At 64.2% G+C, this 26919-nt stretch carries 22 protein-coding genes; 6 read left to right on the top strand and 16 right to left on the bottom strand.

The annotated features are described in order from the left end of the window. Positions 1–168 precede the first annotated feature (168 nt). The 5 genes from AC4LGL_RS03670 to hsaA all read right to left on the bottom strand — a co-directional run bounded on the left by AC4LGL_RS03670 (position 169) and on the right by hsaA (position 5600). Entirely contained in the window at positions 169–1713 is a 1545-nt protein-coding gene (locus AC4LGL_RS03670; RefSeq protein WP_491837672.1) for a hypothetical protein, read from the bottom strand. Positions 1714–2067: 354 nt separating this feature from the next. Continuing rightward, the gene (gene hsaB / locus AC4LGL_RS03665) at positions 2068–2637 is read right to left on the bottom strand and encodes a 3-hydroxy-9,10-secoandrosta-1,3,5(10)-triene-9,17-dione monooxygenase reductase subunit (RefSeq protein WP_491837671.1); all 570 of its coding nucleotides are present in this window, start codon (positions 2635–2637) and stop codon (positions 2068–2070) included. Then, entirely contained in the window at positions 2637–3536 is a 900-nt protein-coding gene (gene hsaC / locus AC4LGL_RS03660; protein ID WP_491837670.1) for an iron-dependent extradiol dioxygenase HsaC, read from the bottom strand. Before hsaC ends, hsaB begins: the two co-directional genes overlap by 1 nt. 3 nt (positions 3537–3539) lie before the next feature. Further along, the gene (gene hsaD, locus AC4LGL_RS03655; RefSeq protein WP_491837669.1) at positions 3540–4406 is read right to left on the bottom strand and encodes a 4,5:9,10-diseco-3-hydroxy-5,9,17-trioxoandrosta-1(10),2-diene-4-oate hydrolase; all 867 of its coding nucleotides are present in this window, start codon (positions 4404–4406) and stop codon (positions 3540–3542) included. A gap of 3 nt (positions 4407–4409) precedes the next feature. Continuing rightward, entirely contained in the window at positions 4410–5600 is a 1191-nt protein-coding gene (gene hsaA / locus AC4LGL_RS03650) for a 3-hydroxy-9,10-secoandrosta-1,3,5(10)-triene-9,17-dione monooxygenase oxygenase subunit (RefSeq protein ID WP_491837668.1), read from the bottom strand. Between the two features lie 168 nt (positions 5601–5768). Between hsaA and AC4LGL_RS03645 the strand changes: the two genes are divergently transcribed. Both AC4LGL_RS03645 and AC4LGL_RS03640 read left to right on the top strand, forming a co-directional pair. Continuing rightward, on the top strand, positions 5769–6827 hold the full coding sequence (locus AC4LGL_RS03645) for a 2Fe-2S iron-sulfur cluster-binding protein (protein WP_491837667.1): 1059 nt from the start codon (positions 5769–5771) through the stop codon (positions 6825–6827). Positions 6828–6855: 28 nt separating this feature from the next. Next, entirely contained in the window at positions 6856–7425 is a 570-nt protein-coding gene (locus AC4LGL_RS03640) for a hypothetical protein (protein ID WP_055120771.1), read from the top strand. Between the two features lie 26 nt (positions 7426–7451). Here the strand turns inward: AC4LGL_RS03640 and AC4LGL_RS03635 are convergent, their stop codons facing one another. Beyond that, positions 7452–7913 carry an Rv1443c family protein gene (locus AC4LGL_RS03635; protein ID WP_491837666.1) on the bottom strand — a complete coding sequence of 154 codons (462 nt, stop codon included), beginning with the start codon at positions 7911–7913 and terminating at the stop codon, positions 7452–7454. Positions 7914–7973: 60 nt separating this feature from the next. On the opposite strand from AC4LGL_RS03635, the gene AC4LGL_RS03630 reads away from it, so the two are divergent. After that, positions 7974–8588, top strand: a complete 615-nt coding sequence (locus AC4LGL_RS03630) for a TetR/AcrR family transcriptional regulator (protein WP_491837665.1) — start codon at positions 7974–7976, stop codon at positions 8586–8588. 21 nt (positions 8589–8609) lie between these two features. Here AC4LGL_RS03630 and AC4LGL_RS03625 read toward each other — a convergent pair whose 3' ends face one another. Genes AC4LGL_RS03625 through AC4LGL_RS03605 form a run of 5 tightly spaced genes read right to left on the bottom strand, consistent with a single transcriptional unit; the run spans position 8610 to position 16597 of the window. After that, the gene (locus AC4LGL_RS03625; RefSeq protein ID WP_491837664.1) at positions 8610–10115 is read right to left on the bottom strand and encodes a type I restriction-modification system subunit M; all 1506 of its coding nucleotides are present in this window, start codon (positions 10113–10115) and stop codon (positions 8610–8612) included. Between the two features lie 21 nt (positions 10116–10136). Continuing rightward, on the bottom strand, positions 10137–10859 hold the full coding sequence (locus tag AC4LGL_RS03620) for a hypothetical protein (protein ID WP_418021307.1): 723 nt from the start codon (positions 10857–10859) through the stop codon (positions 10137–10139). Beyond that, positions 10849–11748, bottom strand: a complete 900-nt coding sequence (locus tag AC4LGL_RS03615; protein ID WP_418021306.1) for a HipA domain-containing protein — start codon at positions 11746–11748, stop codon at positions 10849–10851. Before AC4LGL_RS03615 ends, AC4LGL_RS03620 begins: the two co-directional genes overlap by 11 nt. 5 nt (positions 11749–11753) lie before the next feature. Continuing rightward, positions 11754–13070: a restriction endonuclease subunit S gene (locus AC4LGL_RS03610; RefSeq protein ID WP_418021305.1), complete on the bottom strand. Its 1317-nt coding sequence runs from the start codon at positions 13068–13070 to the stop codon at positions 11754–11756. Next, positions 13067–16597 (bottom strand): type I restriction endonuclease subunit R, encoded by a 3531-nt coding sequence (locus AC4LGL_RS03605; RefSeq protein ID WP_491837663.1) that lies wholly within the window; start codon positions 16595–16597, stop codon positions 13067–13069. Before AC4LGL_RS03605 ends, AC4LGL_RS03610 begins: the two co-directional genes overlap by 4 nt. 492 nt (positions 16598–17089) lie before the next feature. Between AC4LGL_RS03605 and AC4LGL_RS03600 the strand changes: the two genes are divergently transcribed. Beyond that, on the top strand, positions 17090–18916 hold the full coding sequence (locus tag AC4LGL_RS03600) for a toxin glutamine deamidase domain-containing protein (RefSeq protein ID WP_491837662.1): 1827 nt from the start codon (positions 17090–17092) through the stop codon (positions 18914–18916). Positions 18917–19323: 407 nt separating this feature from the next. Here AC4LGL_RS03600 and AC4LGL_RS03595 read toward each other — a convergent pair whose 3' ends face one another. After that, the gene (locus tag AC4LGL_RS03595) at positions 19324–21453 is read right to left on the bottom strand and encodes an acyl-CoA dehydrogenase family protein (protein ID WP_491837661.1); all 2130 of its coding nucleotides are present in this window, start codon (positions 21451–21453) and stop codon (positions 19324–19326) included. A 201-nt stretch (positions 21454–21654) separates the two neighbouring features. Here AC4LGL_RS03595 and kstR point away from each other — a divergent pair, with 201 nt between their 5' ends. Together kstR and otsB are read left to right on the top strand one after the other, a co-directional pair. After that, complete coding sequence (gene kstR / locus AC4LGL_RS03590; protein WP_055117958.1) at positions 21655–22332, top strand: cholesterol catabolism transcriptional regulator KstR; 678 nt, start codon at positions 21655–21657, stop codon at positions 22330–22332. Between the two features lie 3 nt (positions 22333–22335). Beyond that, complete coding sequence (gene otsB / locus AC4LGL_RS03585; protein ID WP_491837660.1) at positions 22336–23115, top strand: trehalose-phosphatase; 780 nt, start codon at positions 22336–22338, stop codon at positions 23113–23115. A gap of 45 nt (positions 23116–23160) precedes the next feature. Here the strand turns inward: otsB and AC4LGL_RS03580 are convergent, their stop codons facing one another. Genes AC4LGL_RS03580 through AC4LGL_RS03565 form a run of 4 tightly spaced genes read right to left on the bottom strand, consistent with a single transcriptional unit; the run spans position 23161 to position 26873 of the window. Continuing rightward, positions 23161–24261 carry an Rv3575c family transcriptional regulator gene (locus AC4LGL_RS03580; protein WP_491837659.1) on the bottom strand — a complete coding sequence of 367 codons (1101 nt, stop codon included), beginning with the start codon at positions 24259–24261 and terminating at the stop codon, positions 23161–23163. 11 nt (positions 24262–24272) lie between these two features. Then, positions 24273–25154 carry a metal ABC transporter permease gene (locus tag AC4LGL_RS03575; protein WP_491837658.1) on the bottom strand — a complete coding sequence of 294 codons (882 nt, stop codon included), beginning with the start codon at positions 25152–25154 and terminating at the stop codon, positions 24273–24275. Then, positions 25154–25936: a metal ABC transporter ATP-binding protein gene (locus AC4LGL_RS03570; protein ID WP_491837657.1), complete on the bottom strand. Its 783-nt coding sequence runs from the start codon at positions 25934–25936 to the stop codon at positions 25154–25156. The genes AC4LGL_RS03575 and AC4LGL_RS03570 overlap by 1 nt, the downstream gene beginning before the upstream one ends. After that, the gene (locus AC4LGL_RS03565; protein ID WP_491837747.1) at positions 25923–26873 is read right to left on the bottom strand and encodes a metal ABC transporter solute-binding protein, Zn/Mn family; all 951 of its coding nucleotides are present in this window, start codon (positions 26871–26873) and stop codon (positions 25923–25925) included. Before AC4LGL_RS03565 ends, AC4LGL_RS03570 begins: the two co-directional genes overlap by 14 nt. Positions 26874–26919: the final 46 nt, after the last annotated feature.

Genomic DNA, 26919 nt, shown 5'->3' with positions numbered 1-26919 from the left:
GTCCTCTTCCCATCGGTTTGATCGATTGATCAAACTCTGGCAGGACACAACCATGTTCGTCAAGGGCAGGTTGATCAACCGGTCAGGGCCGCTGGATTCGACGTCGGCGCCGGACGCAACTGGGCCCCACCCTCACGGGTGGGGCCCAGCTATGCGTCGTGCTACTTACTACGAGTCAGAGCCCGAGCTCTTCTTGGACTCGCCCGACCCCTTGGACTTGTCAGCTCCGGCCTTGGTCGCCTTGGGCTTGGCCTTGGTCTCCTTGGCGGTGCTCTCCTTGGCGGCGCTCTCCTTGGCGGTGGCCTTCGATTCCTTGGCCTCCTGGGCCTTGGCCTGCTTGGCTTCCTTGGCCTCGCTGATCTTGGCCCTGATCCGGTCCGTGATCTTGGCCTTGCCCGTGGCCTTCGCATCGGCATTGGCCGACTTGCTGGTTGCAGGCGTGGCGACAGACTCTCCGGCAGCCTCATCGGCCGCAGGAACGGCACTGGCAACCGGCGTCTCGACCTTCGCGGCCTCGACAACCGGGGTTTCGACCTTCGGAGCCTCAACAGCCACGGTCTCGGACTTCGGAGCCTCGACCGGGCTTTCAGCCTTCGGAGCCTCGACGGCCGGAGCCGCTTCCTTCACCGACTCGACGGGCGACACGGTCAACGCCGTCTTGGGCGCCAACGCGGAAACCAGCTGAGCCGAGATGCTCGCGGGCACCGATGACGGAGCCGACGCGGGAGCAGGTGTTTCCGGGGTGTTGTCGATGGCATCGGCGAGGCTCTTGGGGATGTTCACCAGCAGGTTCTGCAAAAGACCTGCGACGATCCGGGCGCCACCCTGCTCGCCGGGCTCGGCCCAGGTGAGCAGTGCCGGCCACTCGGTGTAGCCCCCGGTGCCCGTCTCCGGGTCGGGATCGGAGTACTTGAATCCGTTGAGCGCCGCGTTGACGAGGATGCCCGGCGTGTTCACGACGGCGTTGAAGGCCCCCTGCATATCGCCCGCGGCAACGCTGGTGCTGATCGCCTCGGCAACGCGGGCGAGCTCGAACGTCGGACCGCTGATCGTTGCGAAGGCGCCCTGGAACAGGGCGCTCACGACGACGCTGGAGGTGAAGGTCGCACCGATCAGATTCGTGAAGTTCTGCGCGATCTGCTCCGGGATCCCGGTCAGGTACTCGGTCCCGCCGCGCGGGATGCCCGAAAGGATGAACCCGGGAGCGATCAGCGAACCGAAGGCGCCCTGGAACGCGTACAGCATGGAGTGGTTGAACCACCGGTACGCCTCGCCGATGTCTCCGGCCTCAAGTGCGGCCTGCGCCTGCGCCAACCGCGCCTGCCCGTTGGGGCCCTCATACCAGTTCTTCAGGTTGGTGGGGATGGCCTCGAACGCCGCACCGAACTTGCCCGCGTAGCCCAGCTGGTTCTCCAGCACCTGGTTCAGCAACGGCGCCGGATTGGCAGCCAGGGCGGCACCCAGAGACTCGAGGTTGCCCAATGTGTTGCTGAACAGCGTCCCGTAGACGTCCACGGGCGAGGCCGTCGCGTCCATGGTCGACGCCGTCAGGTCGTAGGCGAAGCTCTGAGCCTGCTGGATGAGCGTCGTGTTCTGGGCAACCGGGGTCACCGCAATCGCGCTGGCGCTGAGCATTGCGACGCCGGCGACGAGGAACCGATCCTTCCGGCTCACCACTGGGGTGTCGCCGGAGGGGAGTGCAGGTAGGGGCACGAAGAACTCCTGAAAGCTGATAGTTGACTGAGGAACGAGCAAAAATTAGCTTAGGTTTTCCTAAATATCAATAGGTATGCCTGCCCTAAATTCCGTTTGCCTAGGCAAGTGCTTGGCAATCGCCAGGTCGGAGGCCGGTGGCCCGGCAGATTTCCTGTTCGGGGCGTGTTTTGACGGCTTCAGACCGCATCGATGGGATCGGCTTCCCGATACTGGGAGCCTTCCTGGTCATCGGGGCAGACCGTCCGCGAATCCCCATGCGTTCGTTTCTTTGCCAGACGAACCTGTGGAGCAGGAACACAAACTGGGCCCCCTCCCGATGGGAGGGGGCCCAGTCGTGTCAGCGACGAAAAGTCAGAGCCAGGTGTCAGGCGTGGTGGCCGTCAGGAACGCGTCCAGATCGTCACGCCACTGTGCCGGGGTGTTCTTGTCCGGCTCGATCCCGGTGTACTCACCGCGGTAGAACAGCAACGGCCGCGGCTTGCGCTTGGGCACTTCCGACAACGAGTGCACCGCACCGAACACCACGAAATGGTCGCCGCCGTCGTGCACGGAATGCACATTGCAGTCGATGTGGGCAAGGCTGCCGTCGATCACCGGAGAACCGAGTTCTGATGGGGTCCAATCGATCCCGGCGAACTTGTCCGGCGCCTTGGAGCCGAACTGCGCGGACACATGCTGCTGATTCTCGTGCAGCATGTTCACGCAGAACTTTCCGCTGGCCTCGATGGCCTGCCACGCCCGCGACTGCTTGGTGGGACAGAACAGCACCAGCGGCGGATCGAGCGACAGCGCCGCGAACGACTGACAGGCGAAGCCGATCGGCACGTCATCGTGAAGTGTCGTGATGACCGTGACGCCAGTACAGAACTGGCCGAGCACATTTCGGAACGTGCGCGGGTCGAGCGGCTGAGCCTGTGCCATCACTTGAATCCGACAGAGAAGTCGTGGCCCCAGAGACTGATCCCCACGCTCTCGCGGGCGATCCAGCTCTCGTCCTCGACTTCCAGTCCCTCGCAACCGAATTCCATGTCGAACCCACCCGGGGTCTTCATGTAGAAGGACAGCATCTTGTCGTTGATGTGTCGGCCCAGCGTCGCCGACATCTTCACGTTGCGACGGTTGGCGCGGTCCAGGCACAGGCCGACATCGTCGGAGTTCTCCACCTCGACCATCAAGTGCACGATGCCGGTCGGGTTGGGCATCGGCATGAAGGCCAGCGCGTGGTGCCGCGGGTTGCAGCCGTAGAAGCGCAACCACACCGGATCGCCATCGGCCGGGCGACCCGCGAGCTGCGGCGGCAGCTGCATCGAGTCACGTAGCTTGAAGCCCAGCACATCCTGGTAGAACGCCTGCGCGGCGGCGTCATCGTTGCAGGTCAGCACCACGTGTCCGAGGCCCTGCTCGGCAGTGACGAACTTGTGGCCGTAGGGGCTGACGAACCGGCGGCCCAGGTACTGCGCACCGTAGAAGGCCTCGAGGACGTTGCCTGCGGGATCGGAGAACCGGATGAGCCCTTCGACCCGACGCTCGCGGATCTCGTCCCTGGTGCCCTCGACGAAGTCGACGCCCGCCTTGGACAGGCTCTCGCGCACGTTCTGCAGCGCGGGAGCGTCGGCGACCTCCCAGCCCGAGATCAGCAGTCGGTCCTGCTCACCCGGCACGATCACCAGGCGGGCCGCGAAGTCATCCATCCGCAGGTAGAGCGCGTCCGGGATCGAACCCTCGCCCTCCACCATGCCGAGCACTTTCACGCCGAACTGACGCCACGCGGCCACGTCGGTGGCCTCGATGCGCATGTAGCCGAGTGCCTTGATGCTCATCTGCTAACCCCCAAGGAAATCGATGGTGAGTTTGTTGAACTCGTCGAACTTCTCGACCTGAGCCCAGTGTCCACACTGCCCGAAGACATGCAGTTGCACCCGCGGAATCTGCTTGAGCGCGACCAGCGCACCGTCGAGCGGGTTGACCCGGTCCTCGCGGCCCCAGATCAGCAGCACCGGCTGACGCAGCTTGTACACCTCGCGCCACATCATGCCGAGCTCGAAATCCGCACCCGCAAATGACTTGCCCATCGCGCGGGTGGCCGCCAGCGATTCGGGGGTGCTGGCGATCGCGAACCGCTCGTCGACCAGTTCCGGGGTGACCAGCTTCTGGTCGAACACCATGATCCGGATGAAGGCCTCGAGGTTCTCGCGCGTCGGTTCGAAGTTGAACTTCGCCAGGGCCTTGACGCCCTCGGTCGGATCGGGCGCGAACAGGTTGACACTCAGACCGCCGGGACCCATCAGGATGAGCTTGCCTGCCCGGTCCGGGTAGTCCAGCGCGAACCGCACCGCGGTGCCGCCGCCGAGCGAGTTGCCCAGCAGCGGGATCCGGCCCTGCAGATCGAGGTGGTCGAACAGCCCGAGCAACGCCTTGGCGCTGTACCGGTTGTACTGCTCGTGCTCGGTGTGCTTGTCCGAGTGCCCGTAACCGGGCTGATCGACGGCGAGTACGTGGTAGTGCTCGGCCAGCACCGCAATGTTGCGGCCGAAGTTCGACCAGCTCGAGGCGCCGGGGCCACCGCCGTGCAACAGCACGATGGTCTGGGCATTCGGGTCACCCGCCTCGTGGTAGTGCAGCCGCATGTCCTCGCGGACCTGCGCGTACCGGGAGGTGGATTCGAAGGTGATCTCTTGGGTGGCAGTCATGTATCAGACCATCGTGTCGGCCGGGGGCAGGCCGAACTCGTTGTTGCCGAAGATCAGGTAGGCGCGCTCGGGATCGTTGGCCGCGTGCACCCGGCCGGCGTGTGCATCGCGCCAGAACCGCTGCACCGGAGCGTCGTTCGACAGTGCGGTGGCACCCGAGGCCTCGAAGAGCCGGTCGATCGAGGCGATCGCGCGGCCGGTGGCACGCACCTGGTCGCGGCGGGCGCGGGCCCGCAGCTCGAACGGGATTTCCTCGCCGGCAACCAGCAGGGCGTACTCGTCGGCGACGTTGCCCGACAGCTGACGCCAGGCTGCGTCGATGTCGCTGGCGGCCTCGGCGATGCGGATCTTGGCGAACGGATCGTCCTTGGCCTTCTCGCCGGCGAAGGCGGCACGGACACGCTTGCCCTGGTGCTCGACGTGCGCGTCGTAGGCGCCGTAGGCCATACCGACGATGGGTGCCGAGATGGTGGTGGGATGGATTGTGCCCCAAGGCATCTTGTAAACGGGAGCGGTGTTGGTCTGGTAGCCGCCGGCGGTGCCGTCGTTCATCGCCTTGTAGGACAGGAAGCGGTGCTTGGGCACGAACACGTCCTTGACCACGACGGTGTTACTGCCGGTGCCGCGCAGACCGACGACGTTCCAGACGTCGTCGATCTGGTAGTCGGTACGCGGGATCAGGAAGCTGCCGAAATCGACCGGCCGGCCGTCCTTGATGACCGGGCCGCCGAGGAAGGCCCAGCTGGCGTGATCGCAGCCCGAGGACCAGTTCCAGGCACCGTTGACGAGGTAGCCGTCACCCGTCTCGGTCACCACACCGGCACCCATCGGGGCGTAGGACGAGGAGATCCGGACGGAGGTGTCCTCTCCCCAGACGTCTTCCTGAGCCTGCTGGTCGAACAACGCCAGGTGCCAGTTGTGCACACCGATGATGCCGGCGACCCAGCCGGTGGAACCGCACGCGCTGGCCAGGCGCCGGACCGCCTCGTAGAACACTGTCGGGTCGCACTGCAGGCCACCCCACTGCTCGGGCTGCAGCAGCTTGAAGAAACCGATGTCCTCCAGGGCCTTCACGTTCGCGTCGGGCAGCTTGCGCAGATCCTCGGTCTCCTGAGCGCGCTCACGCAGCGTCGGCAGCAGTTCATCGATGCCGGCCAGCACTGCCTGCACGTCACGCTGTTCAATGGATGTCACGGAAATGCCTCCCAAGATTCGGACTGCGATAAGCGCGAGCTGACCGCCTAGACAGAGATTAGAACACGTTACGATTTGTGTCGAGTAGCGCCTTGCAATGGTGGGCTGGACCAGGGCAAGTACGTTTTTGTAACATGTTCTAGTTATGAGTGAAGAAAGGGTCCAGCCGTGACTGATGAGCCACTGGGCAGCCATGTGCTCGAACTGCAGGTGAGTGCAGTCATCGAGGAGACGGCCGACGCCCGGTCTCTCGTGTTCTCCGCGCCGGAGGGCTCAGAGATTCCCGCCGACCGGCTGCGCTACTCCCCGGGCCAGTTCCTGACACTGCGGGTGCCGAGCGATCGCACCGGCTCGGTGGCCCGCTGCTATTCACTGTCCAGCTCGCCGGTGACGGACGACCAGCTGACCGTCACGGTCAAGCGGACCGTCGACGGCTACGCCTCGAACTGGCTGTGCGACAACGCACATGCCGGCATGAAGATGCACGTGCTGGCCCCGTCGGGCACCTTCGTGCCCAAGAATCTCGACACCGACTTCCTGCTGCTGGCCGCGGGCAGCGGCATCACCCCGATGATGGCGATCTGCAAGTCCGCACTCGCCGAGGGCACCGGCAACGTCGTCCTGGTCTACGCCAACCGCGACGAGAACTCCGTCATCTTCGGTGCAACCCTGCGCGACCTGGCGGCCAAGTACCCCGACCGGTTCACCGTCGTGCACTGGCTGGAGACCGTGCAGGGCCTGCCCAGTCCTGCCGCACTCGCCACACTCCTCACCCCGTATGCGGCGCGCGAGGCCTTCATCTGTGGGCCCGGACCGTTCATGGCAGCAGCCGAGCAGGCGCTGCAGCAGGCCGGGGCCGCCGACGAGCGCATCCACATCGAGGTGTTCAAGTCGTTGGATTCCGACCCGTTCGCCGCCGTGGTGATCGAAGAAGAGGACAGCGACCAAGAGCCGGCCACCGCGGTCGTCACCCTGGACGGCACCACCCACGAGGTTCGTTGGCCACGGTCGGCCACGCTCCTCGACGTCCTGCTCGACAAGGGATTGGACGCACCGTTCTCCTGCCGCGAAGGCCACTGCGGTGCCTGCGCGGTCCTCAAGAAGTCCGGGGACGTCGAGATGAAGATCAACGACGTACTCGAACCATCCGATCTGGACGAGGGCCTGATCCTGGGTTGCCAGGCCACACCGGTGTCGGATTCGGTCGAAGTCACCTACGACGAGTAACGAGCGGATACCTTTCTTGACGATGACGATCAACAGGCTTTCCGCAGCGAGCACGGCAGCAGTGCTGACCGCGGCTGCGCTGGCGTTCCCCGCGTCGGCCACGGCCGCCTCCAACTCGGCCGTCAGCTCGATCCCGAGCCCCCAGGGCACGATCGAAATGCACGTCAGCGCGGACTGCGCCGGCACCACCTGCAACTTCCGGACCTCGGCGAACCTGCTCACCCCGGACGGGCCGATCGGCTTCCCCGGTGACGCGTGGGCGCGTCAGACCATCACCCTGCGTAGCTCCAACAAGGACACCTGGCAGGAAGCGTCCTACAGCGCCCCGGCCGGGATGCCCCGGGAGATCAAGGGCTCCAACCACGACAACGTGCTGTCGAAGTTGTACCGGTCGGTCAACAAGGTCGAGATCTCGGCGACGTACTTCGGTGGCGGGCCCATCGAGCGCTTCACCATCGACGGCGTGTCGACACCCACAAAGTGGCAGACCGGCCAGCCGAACACCGCGGACAACTTCATCATCTGCTCGGACATCCACGTGACCTGGGGTGGGGTGAACCTCACCACGCCGAGCGCCTGCGCCACGACGGGGTTCTGACCCGCGGGCCTCTTCTGGACTGGCGCTCACGCGCCGGCTTCCGCCATGTGTTTGTCCACCAGCCTGCGCCACCGGCGGTGCCGGTACGCGTAGATCCCCCTGGCAACCGCGACCACCACGGAAGTCAGCCGGCCGGCGTCGATCTCGACGGTGTCGCTGTAGCGGCACGACCGGTCGGTGACCGGTTCGACGTGCAGGGTGTGATTCCAGGACCGCAGCATTCCGCCGTACTCGTGGGTGCGGATCGTGCGGGTGGTGTCGTCGACATCGAGAACCTCGATGGTGTGCCGGTAGGCCGGGATCACGTGGAAGGCGAACAGCCACCCGGTGCCCTGATCCCCGGCCCGGAACGGTTCGGTGCGTCCGGCCAGGGCGGGCACACCGAACAAGTCGCGGCAGACGTAGAGAAACGTCGGGATCTGCTGCATGGCCTGCCACACTCGTTCAGTGTCGGCGGGAAGAATCGTCTCAACATGGATGCGTTGCATGTCACCAATTTTCGAGAGCAGCGCGACGCCTGACTACTCGCTTTTCGTGCGGAGGCGACGATGACCCCTACCGACCGATTTCGGGCCCGTAAGCAGCCCAGACAGCAGCGCGCCAAGGAGACCCGGCAGGCCATCCTCGAGGCGGCGGCTCGCATTTTCGCCGAGTACGGATACGCCGCGGGAACCACCAACCGCATCGCCGAAGCAGCGGATCTGTCGATCGGATCGCTCTATCAGTACTTCCCGAACAAGGACGCGATCCTGTCGGCGCTCACCGACGCACACGTCGACGCCGGTACGGCGCTGCTGCGCGAGCGCACTGCGGCAGGCCTGCCCGAATCACTCGAAGACCTGTTGCGCCTGTTCGTCCGGGCGACCATCGACAACCACCGCGACGACACCCGTCTGCACCGCGTGCTGTTCGAGGAAGCCCCTCGCTCACCGGCCCTGCTGGACCGGTTGCACCACACCGAAGAGGATGCCGTCGCCGCGGCAAAAGCCCTGCTGGACAGCCACTCTGACGTAGCGGTGCCAGACACCGGGTTTGCGGCGCGCATGGTGGTCGCGACCGTCGAGTCGCTGACCCACCGGCTGTTGGCGTGCGACAAACCCGCCGACGCCGAACAGCTCGAGGACGGTATCGTCGCGATGCTGTCGGGGTACCTGCGGGGTTAGCGCGGCAGGCCGAGCAACCGCTCACTCGGAGTCGGTGGCGCCCGCGGCACGGGCGGCGAGAGCGTCCGCCACCGCGCTGAACTCGGCGAGAGCCGCGGTGAGGTCATCGACGATTTCTTGAGCGATGACCTCAGGGGGCACGCCGTCGTCGAGATCGGCGGCCGACGGGTCTTTCAGCCAGGTGATGTCGAGATTCAACTTGTCCCGGGACATGAGTTCGTCGAATCCGAAAGCGCGGAAGCGTTCAGATTCGGTTCTGGCAGAGCGGTTCGCCGCATTGAAGGCCTCGACAAACGGGACGAGGTGTTCGTCGAGCATGGGCCGCTGCTTGAGTGTGAAGTGCGATCCGGTGCGCAAGTCGTACACCCACAGCTTCTCGGTCCATGGCTTGCCAGGGCGTGCTTGCTTGCGGTCGAAGAACAGTACGTTCGCCTTGACGCCACCGGCATAGAAGATGCCGGTGGGCAGCCGCAATAACGTGTGCACGTCGTACTCGTTGAGGAGCCGCCGGCGCACCGTCTCACCCGCACCGCCTTCGAACAGCACGTTGTCGGGAACGACAACCGCGGCCCGCCCATCGATTTTGAGTGCGGTGGCGATGTGCTGGACGAAGTTGAGCTGCTTGTTGGTTGTTGTGACCCAGAAGTCGTTACGGGCGTAGGCGATGTCTTCGCGTTCGGCGCGGCCGTCATCACCGACGACAGTGATCGACGACTTCCGACCGAACGGAGGATTGGCGAGCACCATGGAAACCGGATCAACCTTGGTGGCCAGCGCATCCCGCACGGCGATCACAGGTTCGCCGGTAGCTTGCCCAATACCGTGCAGATACATGTTCATAGTGCCAAGGCGCGCGGTAGCGTCAACCAGCTCAACACCGTGGACGGCGCGTCCTTCACTCAATGCGCGACGCTGGTCCGGAGTCATCGAATCCGAATGATGTTTGTTCAGGTAGTCAACAGCAGCGAGCAGGAAGCCGCCAGTGCCGCAGGCCGGGTCGATAATGGTGTCGGTGGGCGCTGGGCGCATCACCTCGACCACCGCGTGAATCAACACGCGTGGTGTGAAGTATTGACCCGCACCAGATTTCACATCGGAGGCAGATCTCTGCAAGAGTCCTTCGTATGCGTCACCATTGAGGTCGCCTCCAACCGACCAAGTTTCTGATCCGATCAGATCGACGATGAGCTTACGCAATAGCGCGGGCTCCTGAATCTTGTTCTGCGCCTTACGGAAAACCACGCCGAGGTTGGTGGTCTGCTTACTGAGCTCGTCCAGGATCCGGCGGTACTCAACTTCGAGGTCCAAGCCGTTGAGGCCGGCGAGGCGATCCCACGAGACATCCACCTCTGTCGGGAGGATCTGCTGGCGGCGAAGTCCCTTCTGCCGTTCGTCCGCCATCTTGAGGAACAGCAGGTAGCTGAGCTGCTCGACGTAGTCGATGTTGGATACCCCTGCGTCGCGTAGTACGTCGCAGTAGCTCCAGAGCTTGTCGACCAGGCGGCGCAATTCAGCGTGATTAGACACGCCCGTGAGCGTAGTCGCAGGCTAGACGTGCGCCTCGAGGCGACATAGCAAGCGCAGGTGCGGATGCTCGGCGGGATTCACACGCTCAGCGACGACACAGTATTCGTGTGCCCGTTTCAACAGTGCGCGCAGGTCATCCAGGAGCCAGTCCGGAACGTAGCCCAGCGCCTCGCCGGTGGCCGCGCAGACAAGCTGTGCGCGCTTGTTGACGGGATTGGTGACGTCGGCCCGCAGCTCCAGTCGATCGCCCTGCCGAATGCGACTGAGTGCGTCGGTTGCTCCCTCCAAGTGTCGGACGCCCGACGCGAGGAATCGACTGACGACGACGCCGTTCTCATCGGAGCTGAGATCGTCGACCAGGTGGAAGGTGTCAGTCACCCGAGGCCCGCCGGTGCGAGCCAGCAGTTCCATTGGAGTGTCCAGTTCCGAGTCGTCAAGACCGATCGCGGTCAAATACGCCGGATACGACGCACGCCGCTTTGACATCAGGCGATTGACGAAGAACGCAGGCAGCGCGTCAGAGACGTAGGTCTTGCTGACATCTGGAAACTGAACCAGAGGATGAAAGCCCTCTGCACTGGCGCCGCTGGTGTATTCGAACACGTATCGACCGTCGACCAGCTCGATCAAGATGCCAACTCGGACGAACTGGCGAGTATCAGGGTTCTGCCAAATCAGGAAAAGGCGGCGCTTCTCGTCGATGGCCGGCGCGGTGGCAGCACTCAGAGACGAGCTATTGGTCATTGACGATCCTTTCCTGGTTGTAGGTGAGCAGGCTGATTCGGAATCTACGGCCTTGGTCCGACAAGTATGGGATCTGCTCGAAGATCTCGGTGAGGCTGTCAACCGTCACTGCCGCGAGTTTACTGCGCCAATAGCCCTCGACTGCACTTCCAGCCAGTTGGAGCGCGGCGTCGGCCACGTCCACCAGGGGCGGCCGGCCAGCGAAGTGAAAGCTACGGCCTTTCCGACTCCAGCGAGCGAGCCGCACGATGTCCGCCGCAAGTTTGGCCGCTTGTGCCTCTGATTCCTGGAACCCGAGTGCGTTGCCATGGTCATAGGAGGGCGCCAGGCGAAGCGAACCGGCGTGGTTGATTGCGGCCCAGTTCTCGTGGTGTCGGTCCCTGCCAGCAACCCACGCATCGAGCATCACATAACCAGCCCACGCGTCGAACCCGCTGACCACGGGTGATTCGCAGGCAGTGGGTGCGGCAACTCCTTCAAGCGCAGCACGGACCGCACCGACGGTGTAGCCGGAATTTTCCCGGTGCGCGGCCACGTCGTAGTCCGGATTATGGCGGGTGAGCAACTCGTTGCCGTGGATTAGCTGCTCCCGTTCGTGCCACACAGCACGGGACAAGCTCCCACGTCGACCACAATGCTGGCCAGGGATCACGCTGGCCGTCGGCACGCCGATTAGTCCGGCCAGCTGATGGACCGCCCACTCTGCCCAATCCTCACCCCGGACATTGGTGCCGTCGGGGTCGCTACGGGCGTACTTGAAGAGGTACTCGGCGCCGTCCGGAGCAGTGATCCAGAACTTCTCCTTGCCGCCGAGCGGCTCCTCAAATATGCGCCCATCACCATCGCGGAGCCAGTCTTCGATGATGATCGACTCCCACCGGGCTGGCACTTTTGTCAGCTCCGCGCGGCGGCCACTGTGGAACGTTTTGCGGCGCGCTTTCGAACTGGCTTCGACTCCGCGCGAAGGCGCTCGAGAGCGGCGGCGGCAGGCTCGTCCGATGGGTCTTGGTCTACGAGTTCGCCGTTGAACGCTGCGCGAAGGAGGGCGCGGCGCAGTGCTGCCGACCGGGTCTGCGCACTCAGGATTTCTCGTGCCAGACGGCTGGACGACTGGTTGAAGTCTGACACCGCCTCGATGATTTCTTTCTGCGCCTCGATGCCGGGAAGTGGAATCTCTATGCTGCCCACAATTGGCTGGCTTATCTTGTAGATACCAGCAGTCGTGCGAGCGGCCGCCTCTATCTGTCTGCGCGCATCAGGAGCATTCCACAAGGTCACAAGGTACTCGGGAATTACCTGACTCATATCCGGCGACAACCGGATCATGGTGTCAGGGTAGGCAACCGGATCCGGCATCGCAGTCACGATGCCAGCCCGACCGACGAGATGACGCGAGCCGTTTCCGCGACTGAGCAAGATATCTCCTTGCTGCACAATGTATTTACGCGCATCCTCTGCTGTCCACTCGCCAACCTTGCGCTCTCGTAGGTCGATCTCCCCGTCTCGAAGCGACGTCAGGCGGAGGACCGGGAAACCGGTCGTTGCAGTTGGAACGGATCTCCCATTCGCAGGCTTGGCCCGAAGCAAACGAGACACCGGAACTCGTTCGTAAGACATGCTTTCCACCAACTGCATGAGCACACGGTTGCCCAGATTTCTCAAGCGGTCCGCCGATCGGGAAGCGATCCGATCTGCAGCGTCTAGCCTCGACAGGTGGTCCTCCAACACCCCTACGATGCGGTGTTGCTCTACGAGGGGTGGAAGGTCGATCTGCCAATCCTTGAGGATCGTCTGGCTTATGTTCGGCTGCGCCCCACCCTTTCCCGCGCCGATCAGATCAGGCTTTACCGCGGCGAGGAACCAAAAGAGAAATTTGCGATCGAGAACATCTGCGTGAGGGATCGCAAAGGCAATCGCCTGATTCGATGCCATCTGCCGGGTGGGCAGCCCCAACCTACCTATCGATGCACCATACATCGCCACCAAAACAGCATCCGCATCAATCATCTTGGCCGAACTCGATTTCAGACCCTCGACCGTGATGCACTCCGCCGTATCGGTCACGGGACCGTCGGTTAGGTCCCCAATTACCGCCCAGGGGATGGTTCCGCCATAGAAGGATTCGTTGGTCCGCGCCGGGGTACCGCCGCTCCCCCAGACGGCGACTTGACCTAAAGTCGTTCGCGCCCAGCCGTTCGGCAGATCGGTCACGCAGTCAGCTCCATGTTCAATTCGTCAAGCATGGCTTGCGCTTCCTCCAGCGTAGTCACTGAGAAATCCTGGGCGAACCGGTCCACGCCACCCAATGAGGACAGTGGCAACTGGTCGAGATCATCGACGCCGACATGGACGCTCGTCTTCAACACATCCACAATCGTTGCTAGCCAGCGCTTCTGCTCGCCGGAGTATGTCCTTCCGCGGCGCTGTTGCTCGTCGATCCACTCAGCCAGCCTTGACTCAACGACTGAGGCAAACGGTCGAATCTTGGACTCGCCAGCGTCTTTCGACAACTCGTGGCGCAGGATAGTGATCAGATCGGGCACGCCTGCCTTGTGATCCGGATCCGCCAACTCACCCAATTCGGCGTACGACCTCCAGATCATGTCGACACTCCCGATCTCGGGAACACGCGCCACCTTTTCCGCCAATGCTTTCAGATCGCGATAGCTGGGTCGCTCAGATCCGCTGCCGTGCACAACTTGCAAGGCGGCGATCTCGTCTCGATGCTCAGCCAGATACTCGCGGAAACAGGCGATGCGGTCGCGCGAGGCTTCGGCGTAGTCGATACGCACAATGTCGACCACGGTGTCTTTGCTGACCTGATCGAACAACAGATCCTTGGCGCGACGGATATCAAGGATGCGTCGGCGCAACTCGGGGTTCGTGGTCAACGGCGCCACACCCTCGTTGATCAATTCTCGGACTGCCGCATCCCCGCCCCGGTCCTGTGCCGCGACGATCGCATCGGTGTCACAGGCCGCCGAAATCTGGCGGGCGATGTCCCGCAACGCAGTGCCACCGGCGACCTCGGTGATTTCAGTGTCCTCGGCAGGCTCCAACTGAGAGGCCAACTTCGCCAACCGCACCGCGAGGGTCGACGCGTCATCAGGCGTCAGCGTCATCTGGCCGGCCTTGGAAAGTAACTTCTCAAGCGAGACACTTGGTTCGCGTTCCATCGGGGTGGCGTCAACAAGCTCGGAATCGGTGACACCGACTGCATCGACGATGACGAAGCGGTCCTTGGTGAACCCTTTGTGTACATCAGGTGTGATCGCTGCATAATCGTCGGCATTGATGATCCGGGCGCCCCGGCCCTTCATCTGCTCGAAATAGACCGCCGACCGCACTGATCGCATGAAGAACACGCATTCGATGGCCCGGACATCGGTTCCGGTGGCGATCATGTCCACCGTCACCGCGATCCGCAGTGAAGGACTGTTACGGAAATCCGCCAGCCGTTCTTTCGGATTCTTGGCGTTGTACGTGATCTTGGTGGCGAAGTCTGCGCCCTCATTGAAGATCTCACGCACCTGCTCGACAATCTCGTCTGCATGGGCATCTGTCTTGGCGAAGATGAGTGTTTTCGGCACCGCAGACCGGCCGGGGAAAATCTCGGTGTAGAGCTTGTCTCGGAACGTCGTCAACACCGTGCGGATCTGATCCTCGGAGATGACGGTGCGGCCCAGCGCATTTCCGGTGTACGCGTAGTCCTCGTCGAGTTCCTCGTAGCGCTGCGCGCGTGTCTTGCGATCACGCACGGGCACCACGGTCTTGGCTTCTATGATGCTGCCCTGCTCAGTGATCTGCGTACGCATCCGGTACACGTCGAAGGGAACATTGACCCCGTCGATCACCGACTCTTCATAGGTGTACTCGCTGATCAGGTTCTGGTCGAAGAAACCCAACGTCTGCTTGGTGGGCGTCGCCGTCAGTCCGATGATCGGAGCATCAAAATAGTCCAGCACTGCGCGCCAGCGACCGTAGATCGACCGGTGGCACTCGTCGACAACGATCAGATCGAACGTCTCTGGTGGAATATTGGGGTTGTAAACCACGTCCACCGGTGACGTCGATTCGTCATCGTCGTCAGTGTCGTCGTCGACTTCGGGAATATCCTTGCCTTGCAGCAGCATGTACAACCGCTGAATCGTCGAGATGAGAACGTTCGTCGACCCAAGAACCGTGTTACCCGCCAGTCTCTGAACGTTGTAGATCTCCCCGAAACGACGACCGTCGTCACGCGGGACATAGCGGTCGAACTCGTCGTAGGCCTGCTCCCCCAGGTTGTTTCGGTCAACCAAAAACAACACTCGTGCAGCGTCTGCATGCTTGATCAATCGATAGGTCGACGTCACTGCCGTGAACGTCTTACCCGCGCCGGTCGCCATCTGGATAAGACCGCGGGGGTGGTTGCCCTTTAGCGATTTCTCGATACCCTCGACAGCTTGAATCTGGTTGGGCCGCAATCCTTGCGTATCAAGTGGCGGCAGCGTCTGCAAGCGGGCACGAAAGGTGGGAGCGGCGGGTTTCTCGTGGGCCTCGCTCATCCAGGTGCGGATGGTCTGCGGCTTCGCAAACGCGAAAACCTCGCGCGACCGTGGTTTCGGGTCGAGCTGGTTGGTGAACCGGGTCTCCGCGCCCGTCGCTTCATAGCGGAACGGCAACGGTTCGCTGCGGCGCCACACGGCAAGCTGATGTTCAGCGCGGAGACCCTCGGCGTACTTGCGGGTCTGCTGCTCGACTCCTATCAGCAGCGAGCCTTCGCGCTTTGCTTCGATAACGCCGACGATCCGACCATCGACGTACAAGATATAGTCCGCGAATCCGGTCGCCACGGGAAACTCGCGCACTGCGACACCGACGCCGGCCATGGGGTCAATGTCGGCGTAGTCCTGAACGAGCCAGCCGGCATCCGACAGTTGCTTGTCGATGGCACGCCGCGACTGGATCTCATTGCGGGGTGGCCGCCGCCGGAACGCCTGGGTGAAAGTCTTCGCGTCGCCGACGGTGACGACGGGCTCTGCACCTGATGCCACCGTCCCTGCTCGCAGCAGTTCAGCAATCTGCGCTTCGAGCTGTGACAGCGAGGCAGCCATCACGGCCTCACGGTCGCGGATACGCGCCAATTCCTCCTCAGCGGCAACACGGGCCCGTGCCTCCGCTTCCTGCGCTGAACGTGTCGCGTCCAGCACCGTCAGCGTGTCACTCAGATCCGACCGAGACTTGTCCAGGACAGCCTGGATCTCGGCAATCGCTTCACGATCAGCTGATCCCGTTGCGACGGGCGGCGAAGCAGGTTCCGGTGCAATGAAGCTGCGTGGTGTCCGGTCTCCGGACATCGCCAACCGGAGCAAGTTGCCAAGCTGCCAACACTTTTCAAGGGCCGACAGGGCACGACGAATGTCGAACAGATGATCGTGGGTCGCCTCATTGCCATGCCTGCGCACATCGTGGAACACCCGCGCGGTGTCAGAAGTTAGGACGCCGGCGCGTTCTAGGGCGATGATGCGATCGACTTGGCGTTCGCTGTCACACAGCGTGCGGGTGCGGACTATGAGCTGCTCGGCCAGAACCTCACCAAACTGGCGGCACTTCACCAAGGCCCCGTTAGGGTCCGAGTAGATCGACGACTCAGCACCTGCGCCATACACTGCCAGCAACGGTTCGATGGCGGCCAGAGCGCCGAAGTTGGGCGACGTACTCGCCACCTCGACGAGCCGAGGATCGATCCGGACCACAACCGCGCCCTCTCACCACTTGCCTGGTCATATAGTCAGCGGGCTGACTTTACCGGACTGGGGCGACAGGCCAACGGATTAGCGCACAGGAACTTTGTCCTCCTAACCGAACGAATTTCATCCGCGAGCAGGTGAGCGAGACGGCTATGGTTCAGTCTGGTGGGCACCGTGCGGTAGCGTTGTGATCAGCGTGTGGGCCGGTTGGGGGATTGGCGTGGCAAATGAACTAGAGGTCGATCCGGCGGGTCTCCGCGTCGCGGCTACGGACAGCGACCTCACCTCTGCAGATTTGCTTGGCAGTGCTCAGGTACGCACTCCCTCATCTGCGCACCCCAGCGCGGCCGGTGTAGCCGCGGTCAACGCGGCGCTCGCTTCGTTGCAGAGTCGCCAGTCAACGCGGATGACACGTCAGGCCGACACCCTTTCAGTCAGCAGCGTCCGCTATGGCACCACCGACTCCGACGGCCACGACGCCATCACCACGGTGACCGTGTGAGCCCTGCGGCGTCGCCCGATCCTCTCCCCACTCGGTCGGAGATCCAGGAGTGGGACACCTCTTATTTGGAAGCCGCGGCGGCGGCGTGGCGGCAGGCTGCTACCGCGAGCGAGGATGCCTTCAATCGGCACCGTCAGAACATCTCCTCGCCGGGCGGAACCACGTGGGAGGGCGACGCCAAAGACGCTGCCCTCGACCGCGCGACCGCTGATTGCGCCGTGGTTCGCCGCCAGGGCGGCGTACTGCATGAGGCTGCCGACCTCGCGGAGAGCGGCCGCCGTGACATCGGTACCGCTCAGTCCGAGGCGATTGCTGCGATCAATGCTGCCGAGGACGACGACTTCAGTGTCGGTGAGGACTTGACCGTGACCGATTCCAAACGGGTGGATGTGTTCTCCATGCGCGCCCGGATGTCCTCCGCGAATGAGCACGCCGAGGACATCCGCTGGTACGCGAACCGGCTCGTACAGGCCGACACCCACGTAGGGGAGCGTCTGCGATCGAAAGCCGTTGAATTGGACGCGATCAAGTTCGAAGGTGAAGGCGAGGAGCAGGACAGTCCGCCCGATCACGTGCGGTTCGTCGACCACACGGTTCAACACGAAGCCAAGGACGAACCAGGCGACAAGAACCCTGCGGTCGGTCAGGCGCCGGGGCAGATCGGCCCGTTCGCCGTACCGAAATCGGTCGAGGACGCGACGAAGAAGCCGGAGGCTCAGCCTCCCGCTGCAGGTAAGCGCACACCCGGTTCGCTAGAAGCGATGCTGCTACCCGAAGACAGAGCTGCAACGCAACCACTGAGCCCGGCAGAGATCGAAGAGTTCAAGGCTCAGGCAAAAATGCTCTTGCAGGGACAGGGCGTCCCGCCCCACGAGCTCGAGTCGCGGGTCGACTCCATGCTTGCCGAAACGCAGCGGGTCAAAGCAGCGCTGGACAACCTCCCTGGGTACACGCCCCCCGCAGGACCGGCGCCGGCCAAACCCAGTTACAGCGACGGATTCGGCGACGCCTGGCGCACGATGGAAAACTCCGTCCATAGCCTCACTGGTCAAAACGGATTCGAAAGTTTCAAGAACGCCTGGAAAGACCTTGGGACGGGGACGCTAAACACCCTGTCAGATCCGTACGGCACCGCTGTCAGGGGCATCGACGCCGAGATCGAAGCATTTCGCAGCAATCCCGAATATTGGCTCGGGCAGAAAGGGTTCGACGCCACAATCACGGCAGCGACTATCCCTTTCGGTGGCGAGGTCGCCGCAGCACGCATTCTCGATGACGTTGTGCCGTCGGGAGTACCACATGAGATGGTTCACAGTCCCGACGTAGGCCATCCAGCACCGTCGGACGGATTAACGCACGACGTGCCAATCGGCCCGTGGTTGCCCCCATCCGTCGGCGATATTGGTCAATGGCTTCCCGAAATTAACCATGGCCCTGGGATTGATCCATTTGACCCAGCGCGGGCAATTAACTGTGGTCAATGCGCCCTCGCGGTCGACCAAAGGCTGGCGGGCATAACGCCTGACGCATCGGCCGGACTCGGAACGCTGTCCGTACCCGAGATGCAAGCCGCGACTGGATTGAGGCAAGTGCCAGCTACGCCTTCGGAAATCGAACAGTACCTGATCAACCAGGGAACCGGTGCCCACACGGTTGTCGGGGTGGACAGAGCCGGGGCGGCTGGGCACTGGTTCAACGCGTACTACGATGGAACAAAAGTCTATGCAGTCGATGGACAAACCGGTCAGATTCTCGGATGGCCACCTAACATGGATTTCCCTGGCCATCCCGTTACACGGTGGGACATGGGGGTTCAAAAGTGAAGCAGGAACAAGTCGCGCTTGCGGCACAACTACTCAATATGGACCCCCAAGTTGCCGCCGCTAATTCATACGCAGTTCGCGACAACATCATGTGCACATACAGCGACATTCGAGGGTTGGGGTCAGTTTTAATAGGCCCGGATCTTTCAGTTCTATTCTTTGCGTCCTATATTTCTCCGGAGCAGGCACTTGAGGCTTGGGATAATGGCCGACGAACTCCTAAAGAGTCGTTCGCCGCGCTACATCAAACCAGAAAGCCAGACGGTAACGCCGGGTAAATCAGTAATTATGCCTGGCATCATGGTCACAAACTGATTAAGACGAGAGAAATCTAGTAGCGGTTCGAATGGGCGTTCAAATCAATGCGGTTCGAAACTGATCGATACGAATTGGCGTCACTAGGCTAGCTAGCGCGGCAGGCCGAGCAACCGCTCACCGGCGACGGTCAGCAGGATCTGCTCGGTGCCGCCCGCGATGGTCAGGCAGCGCGTGTTGAGGAAGTCGTGCACCTCGCGGTTACGCACCGCACCGCCGCCGTCGGACAATTCCAGCCGGAACTCGGCCAGTGTCTGCCGGTACCGCACGCCGATCAGCTTGCGGGCGCTGGCCTGCGCGCCGGTGTCCTGGCCGCTGACCGCCAACTGCGCGATCCGCTGGTCCAGCAGTGAACCCACCTGGGCCGTCAGGATCAACCCACCGAGGCGGTCCAGGTCGGCCGGATCCACGTCGGGCTGCGCCCCAAGCGTGCGCAGCAGTTCTTCCATCGGATTGCCCAGTGCCGTCCCGCCGGCCATGGCCACGCGCTCGTTGGCCAGGGTGGTGCGGGCCAGGCGCCAGCCGTCGTTGACGGTGCCCACCACCATCTCGTCGGAAACGAACACGTCGTCGAAGAAGACCTCGTTGAACAGCTCGTCACCGGTGATCTCGCGCAGCGGGCGGATCACGATGCCCGGCGTCTTCATGTCGATCAGGAAGTAGGTGATGCCCTTGTGTTTCGGAGCGTCGGCGTCGGTGCGCGCCAGGCACACGCCCCAGTGCGCTTTCTGGGCCGCCGAGGTCCAAACCTTCTGACCGGTCAGCTTCCAGCCCGACTCACCGTTGGGGCCTTCTGCGCGAACGGCTTTCATACGCAGGGCGGCCAGGTCGGAGCCCGCGCCCGGCTCGGAGAACAGCTGGCACCAGGCCAGGTCGCCACGCAGCGTGGCCGGCACGAACTGGTCGATCTGCTCGGGGCTGCCGTGCTCCAGGATGGTCGGCACCGCCCACCAGCCGATCACCAGATCCGGACGCTCCACCTCTGCCGCAGCGAGTTCCTGGTCGATCAGCAGCTGCTCGGCCGGAGATGCGTTGCGGCCGTATGGACGTGGCCAGTGCGGTGCCAGCAGGCCGGACTCGGCCAGGGCCACCTGACGCTTTTCCACCGGTAGTGCGGCCACCTCGGACACCGCGGCGCTGATCTCGGGGCGCAGGCCGGCCACCGACTCCAGATCGATCCGGAGTTCACGACGCACACCCTTCTGGGTCAGTGCCGATACCCGGCGGATCCACCGGCGCCGACCACCGAGCGCGTGCGAAATCCCGTATGCGCGACGCAGATACAGATGCGCCTCGTGCTCCCAGGTGATGCCGATACCGCCGAGCACCTGGATGCAGTCCTTGGCGTTGGCCTCGGCCGCGTCGATACCGGCGGCGGCCGCCACCGCGGCGGCGATCGACAGCTGGGAGTCATCGGCCTCCGAGACCGCACGCGCCGCATCAGCGGCGGAAACCGAAATCTGCTCCGAGCGCAACAGCATCTCGGCACACATGTGCTTGACGGCCTGGAAGCTGCCGATCGGCTTGCCGAACTGCTCGCGCACCTTCGCGTACTCGGTGGCGGTCTGCAGGGTCCACCGGGCCAACCCGGCGGCTTCGGCGGCCAGCACAGCCGCGGTGATGTCTTCGAATCGCTGCCGCGAGACATCGAGCACCTGCGCGGGCGCCGCGTCCAGCACGACCCGGGCCAGCGGCAGCGAGAAGTCGGTGGCGGTGAGCAGTTCGACGCTCACACCGGCAGCACCCGCGTCGACCAGCACCACGCGGTCGCCGGCGGGCAGCAGCAACACCCCGGCGGCGTCCGCACCGAGGACGTACTCAGCGGTGCCCGAGACCTTGTCGCCGGACAGCGTCAGGTCCGCACTCAGGGCCGCACCGGCCGTGCGCTCACCCGACACCAGCGCCTCCAGCACTGCCTCGTCGGTGACGACCAGGGTGGCGAGGGCCGTGGTGGCCACCGGCCCGGGCACCAGCGCCGCCGCGGCCTCGTCGACCATCGCGCACAGATCCTCGACCGTGCCGCCGGCGCCGCCCTGTTCCTCGGCGACCGCCACGCTGAAGATCCCTAGTTCGGCGAGACCCTGAAATGGCCGGCGCCAGGCATCGGCATCATGTTCAGCCTCGCGGACGGCGGTAGCTGTAGCAGCTGCGGCCGCCCAGCTACGCACCAGGTCACGGGCGGCAAACTGCTCGTCGGTGATGGTGGCAGACGCGCCGGACATGGTGGACCTCCTAGCCCCTAGCGCGAGAAGTCCGTGCTTCTCACTAGAACGTGTTCTAATGGTGACAGTGTTCGACCGTCAAGTCGACCCGCATCACAGCAGGACACGTCCGTGTGTTTAACGGCGCGGAGGTGTGTAGAAGGAGATCGCCGTGCGTATCGTTTTCGACGGGGCACGCGACGAGAGGGGGCCACACACCGCATGTCCAGCGCACCACAGAAGACAGGCAGCGAATCGTCCGGGTCTGACACCCGGCCGCGTGAGGTTATGAACGTGGCAGTCCTCGCCGAATCCGAACTCGGCTCCGAAGCTCAGCGGGAGCGCCGCAAGCGCATCCTGGATGCGACCCTGGCCATCGCCTCCAAGGGCGGCTACGAGGCCGTCCAGATGCGTGCCGTCGCCGAACGCGCCGATGTCGCCGTCGGCACGCTCTACCGCTACTTCCCGTCCAAGGTCCACCTGCTGGTGTCGGCGCTGGGCCGGGAGTTCGAGCGCATCGACGCCAAGACCGACCGCGCCGCACTGGCCGGCGGCACCCCCTACCAGCGGCTGAGCTTCATGGTCGGCAAGCTGAACCGGGCCATGCAGCGCAACCCGCTGCTCACCGAGGCCATGACGCGGGCCTTCGTCTTCGCCGACGCCTCGGCCGCAGGCGAGGTCGATCATGTCGGCAAGCTGATGGACTCGATGTTCGCCCGCGCGATGAGCGACGGCGAGCCGACCGAGGACCAGTACCACATCGCCCGGGTCATCTCGGACGTGTGGCTGTCCAACCTGCTGGCCTGGCTGACCCGCCGGGCCTCGGCCACCGACGTCAGCAAGCGACTCGACCTGGCGGTCCGGTTGCTGATCGGCGCCGAGGACAAACCTAAGATCTAGCGGGTGAGCCTTCCCGCCGACCTGACCCGAGCTCTCACGGCCGCGGCCCGCGTCGACCGGCTCCTGATCACCTCTGATTTCGACGGCACCCTGGCCCCGATCGTCAACAACCCGGCCGACGCGCGCCCACTGCGTGACGCCGCCACGACACTTGTCGCCCTGTCCGAACTTCCGGGCATCTCCACCGCCCTGATCTCCGGACGGGCCCTCGAGGTGCTGCGGGACCTGTCGGGTATGCCCGCGGCGGTGCACCTGGTCGGCAGCCACGGGGCCGAATTCGACTCCGGCTTCACCCACCCCATCGACCGCGCCCTCCTCGGCACGATCGCCGGTGAGCTGCAGGCGATTGCGGCCAGCAGGCCAGGGGTGACCGTCGAACTCAAACCGGCCAGCGTTGCACTCCATGTACGCAACGCCGAACCCGCCGACGCCGACTCCGCGCTGGTGCAGGCACATGCGGCGTCGAAGGCCTGGAATGCCGAGCTGACTGAGGGCAAAGCCGTCCTCGAGTTCGCCGTGATCACCACCGACAAGGGTGAGGCGATCGACATCCTGCGCGACGACCACGGGGCGTCGGTGGTGATCTACTTCGGCGACGACGTCACCGACGAGAAGGCGTTCCGCCGGTTACGCGACGGCGACGTCGGCGTCAAGGTCGGGCCCGGCGACACCTTGGCCACCTACCGGGTCGACGAGCCCGAAGATGTTGCGGCAGCACTGAAGTACCTGCTCGACGCGCGCACCTCCGCCGAAACGGCATTCCAGCCGGAAAAGGCCGAGTAAGCGCCTGCCGGAATGCCGTTTCGGCGAAAGGAACGGCGCAGGAGCCTAGGCCGGCGGGCCCGACGTCCGGCCGCGCACCACCTCGGTCTCGAGCACATCGATCACCGGCAGGCCGTCCCGCGGCGGATTGTGCAGCAACTCGCCTGCCCGGCGGCCCTTGGCCACACTGGACTGCACCACGGTAGACAGGCCGCGCCGCAACGCCTCCGGTACCCCGTCGAACCCCGTGACCGTCATCTGCCCCGGCACATAGATGCCACGGGAACGCAGATAATCCATGGCCGACAAGGCCAGTACGTCGGCGGTGCACATCAGCGCGGTGATCCGGGGATTGGCGTCCAGCGCCACCTCGGCGGCCGCTCCTCCGGACGTCGGCAGGTGGTCGTAGCTCTCCACCACCGTCAGCGTGGCCGGCGCCAGGCCGGCGGCCGTCATCGCGTCGTAGACGCCGTGGATCCGTTCGCGCTGCACATGGAAATGCGGGGACAGCACCCGATCCGGGTCTGCCAGTGCGGGTTTCATGCTCTCGTGCGGCCAGTCCCGGCCCAGCCGCATGGTCAGCAGGCCGATGTGTTGATGGCCCAGTTCCAGCACATGCTCGGTCAGCCGCCGCATCCCGCCGCGATCGTCGATGCTGACCCGCGACACCCCGGGAACGTCCTTGGGCTGATCCACCACCACGACCGGCAACTGCCGTTGACGCACCACCGGTAGATACGGATCGTCGTCGGAGGCCGAGTACACCACGAATCCGTCGACGCCCGCCGCGAGCACGGCCGCCGAGCCGTCCTCGAAACTGCGGTTGGGCCCGATGGCCACCAATAGCAGCCCCTGACCCGCCGCCTCGCAGGATTCGGCAAGCCCCGCAACGAAATCCAGCGCAGCGGGATCACTGAACGAGTAGTTGAGCGGCTCGGTGATGATCAGCCCGACCGCGCCGGCTCTCCGCGTCCGCAGGGACCGGGCCACCGGGTCCGGCCCGGCATAGCCCAGCCGTTTGGCCGCATCGAAGATCCGGTCCCGGAGCTCGGCGGACAACTGGTCCGGACGGTTGTAGGCATTGGAGATCGTGGTACGCGAAACCTTCAGTTCGGCGGCCAACGAAGCCAGAGTGGCCCGCCGCGGCGGGTGGGGACTCCTTGGCATGCTTTCTGAGGCTAGCCGATGGCCGAATTCCTCACCCGGTCAACCGCCCACACCGCCAACCAGATCCCGCACGCAATCGTGACGATCACGAAGCTCGGCGGCATGTTGAAGATTGCCGAGACCGCCAGCCCGGCCCACACCGACACCACGCTGATCACGGTCGAGATCGTCATCGCGAGAATCGGCCGGGCCGTCACCATGATTGCCGTGGCGGCCGGGGTGACGACGAGCGCGAACAGCAGCAGCGTGCCCACGGCCAGCACCGCCATCGTGACCGCGATCCCCAACAGCACCATGAACAGCACCGACAAGGCGCGGACCGGCACCCCTTTGGCCTCGGCCACCTGCGCGTTGACCGATGCGAACAACAGTGGGCGGAAGACGAATACGACCGTGGCGGCCAGCACCACCAGCAGCGCGGTGAACATCAGCAGCTGCTGATGGGTGATGGCCAGCAGGTTGCCGAACAGCACGTTGGTCAGCGTGGACGAATTCTTGGTGGCCAATGAGTTGAAGAACAGACCGAAGCCGGTGGCCAGGGCCAGCACCGTGCCGGTGGCTACCTCACGGTCGTGAGCCCGGCTGCCGAGCGCCCCGATCACCAGTGCCCCGCCCACGCAGAAGGCGCCCAGCCCCAACCCCACCGGGAGCCCGAGCAGCGCCGCACCGGTGGCGCCGGGCAGACCGATGTGCGCCAGCGCGTGGGCGGCGAACGCGGTGTTGCGCACGATGACGAAATAGCCGATCAGCCCGGCGGCCAGCGCCACCAACGTGCCGCCGATCAACGCGTTGCGCATGAATGCCGACGTCAGGATCTGCCACCAGTTGTGCTGATAGCCCAGTGCCAGAGTGCTTTGGGCGAACGTGCCCTGCGCCAGCAGACCCGCCGACATCACACGCTCCTCATGTACATCTGCCCCAGCGGGGTGTGGGCCACCTGGACCTGGGTTCCGTAAAGGTGGGTCAGCAGATCGGCATCCACGACCTCGTCGATGGCGGCGTGGTGCGCATGCCCGTCGAGCAGATAGATGGCGCTGTCGAGCACGCTCAGCAGTGGGTTGAGATCATGCGCGACAACGAGAATCGTCACCCCGAGGTCCTTGTTGAGCTTGGCCAGCAACTGCACGATCTCGTGTTGGTTGCGCAGGTCGAGCGCGGCCAACGGCTCGTCGAGGATGAGCATCTTCGGATGTCCGACAAGGGCATTGGCCAGGGCGATGCGCTGACGTTGCCCACCCGACAGTTCCGACAGCCGCATGGTCGCGAATCCGGCGGCCTCGACCCATTCGAGGGCCTCGTCGACCCGGGCCCGGTCGGCCGCCGAGGTGCGGGTGAAACCCCAACGTCCACCGGTGAGCCCGAGGGTCACCGCACCGCGGGCCCGGATGGCCTCCCCCGCGCCTGCCGCGTAATCCTGAGGGACGTAACCGATGAGGTCATTGTGCTCACCCGGCGCGCCACCGAGAACCCGCACCGAACCGGAGGCGGCCGGCAACAGGCCCAACACGACCTGCAGCATCGTCGACTTGCCCGACCCGTTGGAGCCGATCAGCGCGACGATGCCACCGGCCGGGATCTCGAAGGTGCCCTCCGACCAGATCAGGCGGCCCCCACGCACGGCACTGACGTCGTCGAAGACGAGGGCAGGTTGAGACTCGGTGCTATTGCTGGACACCGAGAGCCTTGGCGAGCGCGGTCAGTTGGTTCACCTGCCAAGCCTCGAACGTATCCGCTCCCGGCGCCACCGTTTCGGTGACATCCACGACCGGAATTCCGGCGCTCTCGGCAGCCGCACGGACCTGCTGGGGCACCGAACCCTCGGTCTGGGTGTTGTAGATCAGCACATCGGCCCCGTGATCGCCGAGCAGCCGCAGCAACGCGTCCAGGTCGGCCGGTGCCGGGTCGGTCTCGTTGGACGAGGCGGCCTGGAAGCCTGCGGGCGTCACGTTGACCATGCCGACCGCGGCCGCCATGTCGTCGAACACCGCTTCGGTGGCGGCGTAGCGCTTGCCTGGCGCCTTGGTCTTGATGTCGGTGATCAACTGCTGGTAGGGCTGCATCGAGGTGGTGAACTCGGTGCGGCGCTGCGCGAAGTAATCCTTTGCCTGCGGCGCCATCTGGCTGAGTTCCTCGGTCACCGCGTCGGCGACGCCGGTCACTGCGGCCGGGTTGTACCAGGCGTGCGGGTTGGCCGAGGGCTCGTCGGACTCTCCGACGGCGCGCAGCACGATGGCATCCGGTGCCGTGCTCTGGGCGAGCTTGGTCGCCCACTCGTCGTAGTGGCCACCGTTGATGACGACCAGCTGGGCGCCCTGGAATTTGGCCGCATCCGCGGGCGCGGGCTCGAAGTCGTGCGGATCGACCGACGAGCCGGAAACCACCGTGGTCACCTTCACGCAGTCACCGCCCAGGGCGGACACGATGTCGCCCCACTGGTCGACGCTGACGACCACGTTGACCGGCGTGGTCACGCAGTTCCCACCGGCCTCGGGCTGCTCGGTTTCTTCGGAGCCGCAGGCGGCGAGGGCGAATGGCGTGGCCAGCAACAACGCGGTGGCCAGAGCGCGGAGATTCAGGGGCGGGAGCACGGCGATAACGATAACCGTTTGCATTAGCTGATGCACGCCCGGATGATGATTTATTGAAAATCGTTTTCAT

The organism is Mycolicibacterium arcueilense (assembly GCF_058536225.1).
This window is presented reverse-complemented; position numbering and strand designations above follow the sequence as displayed.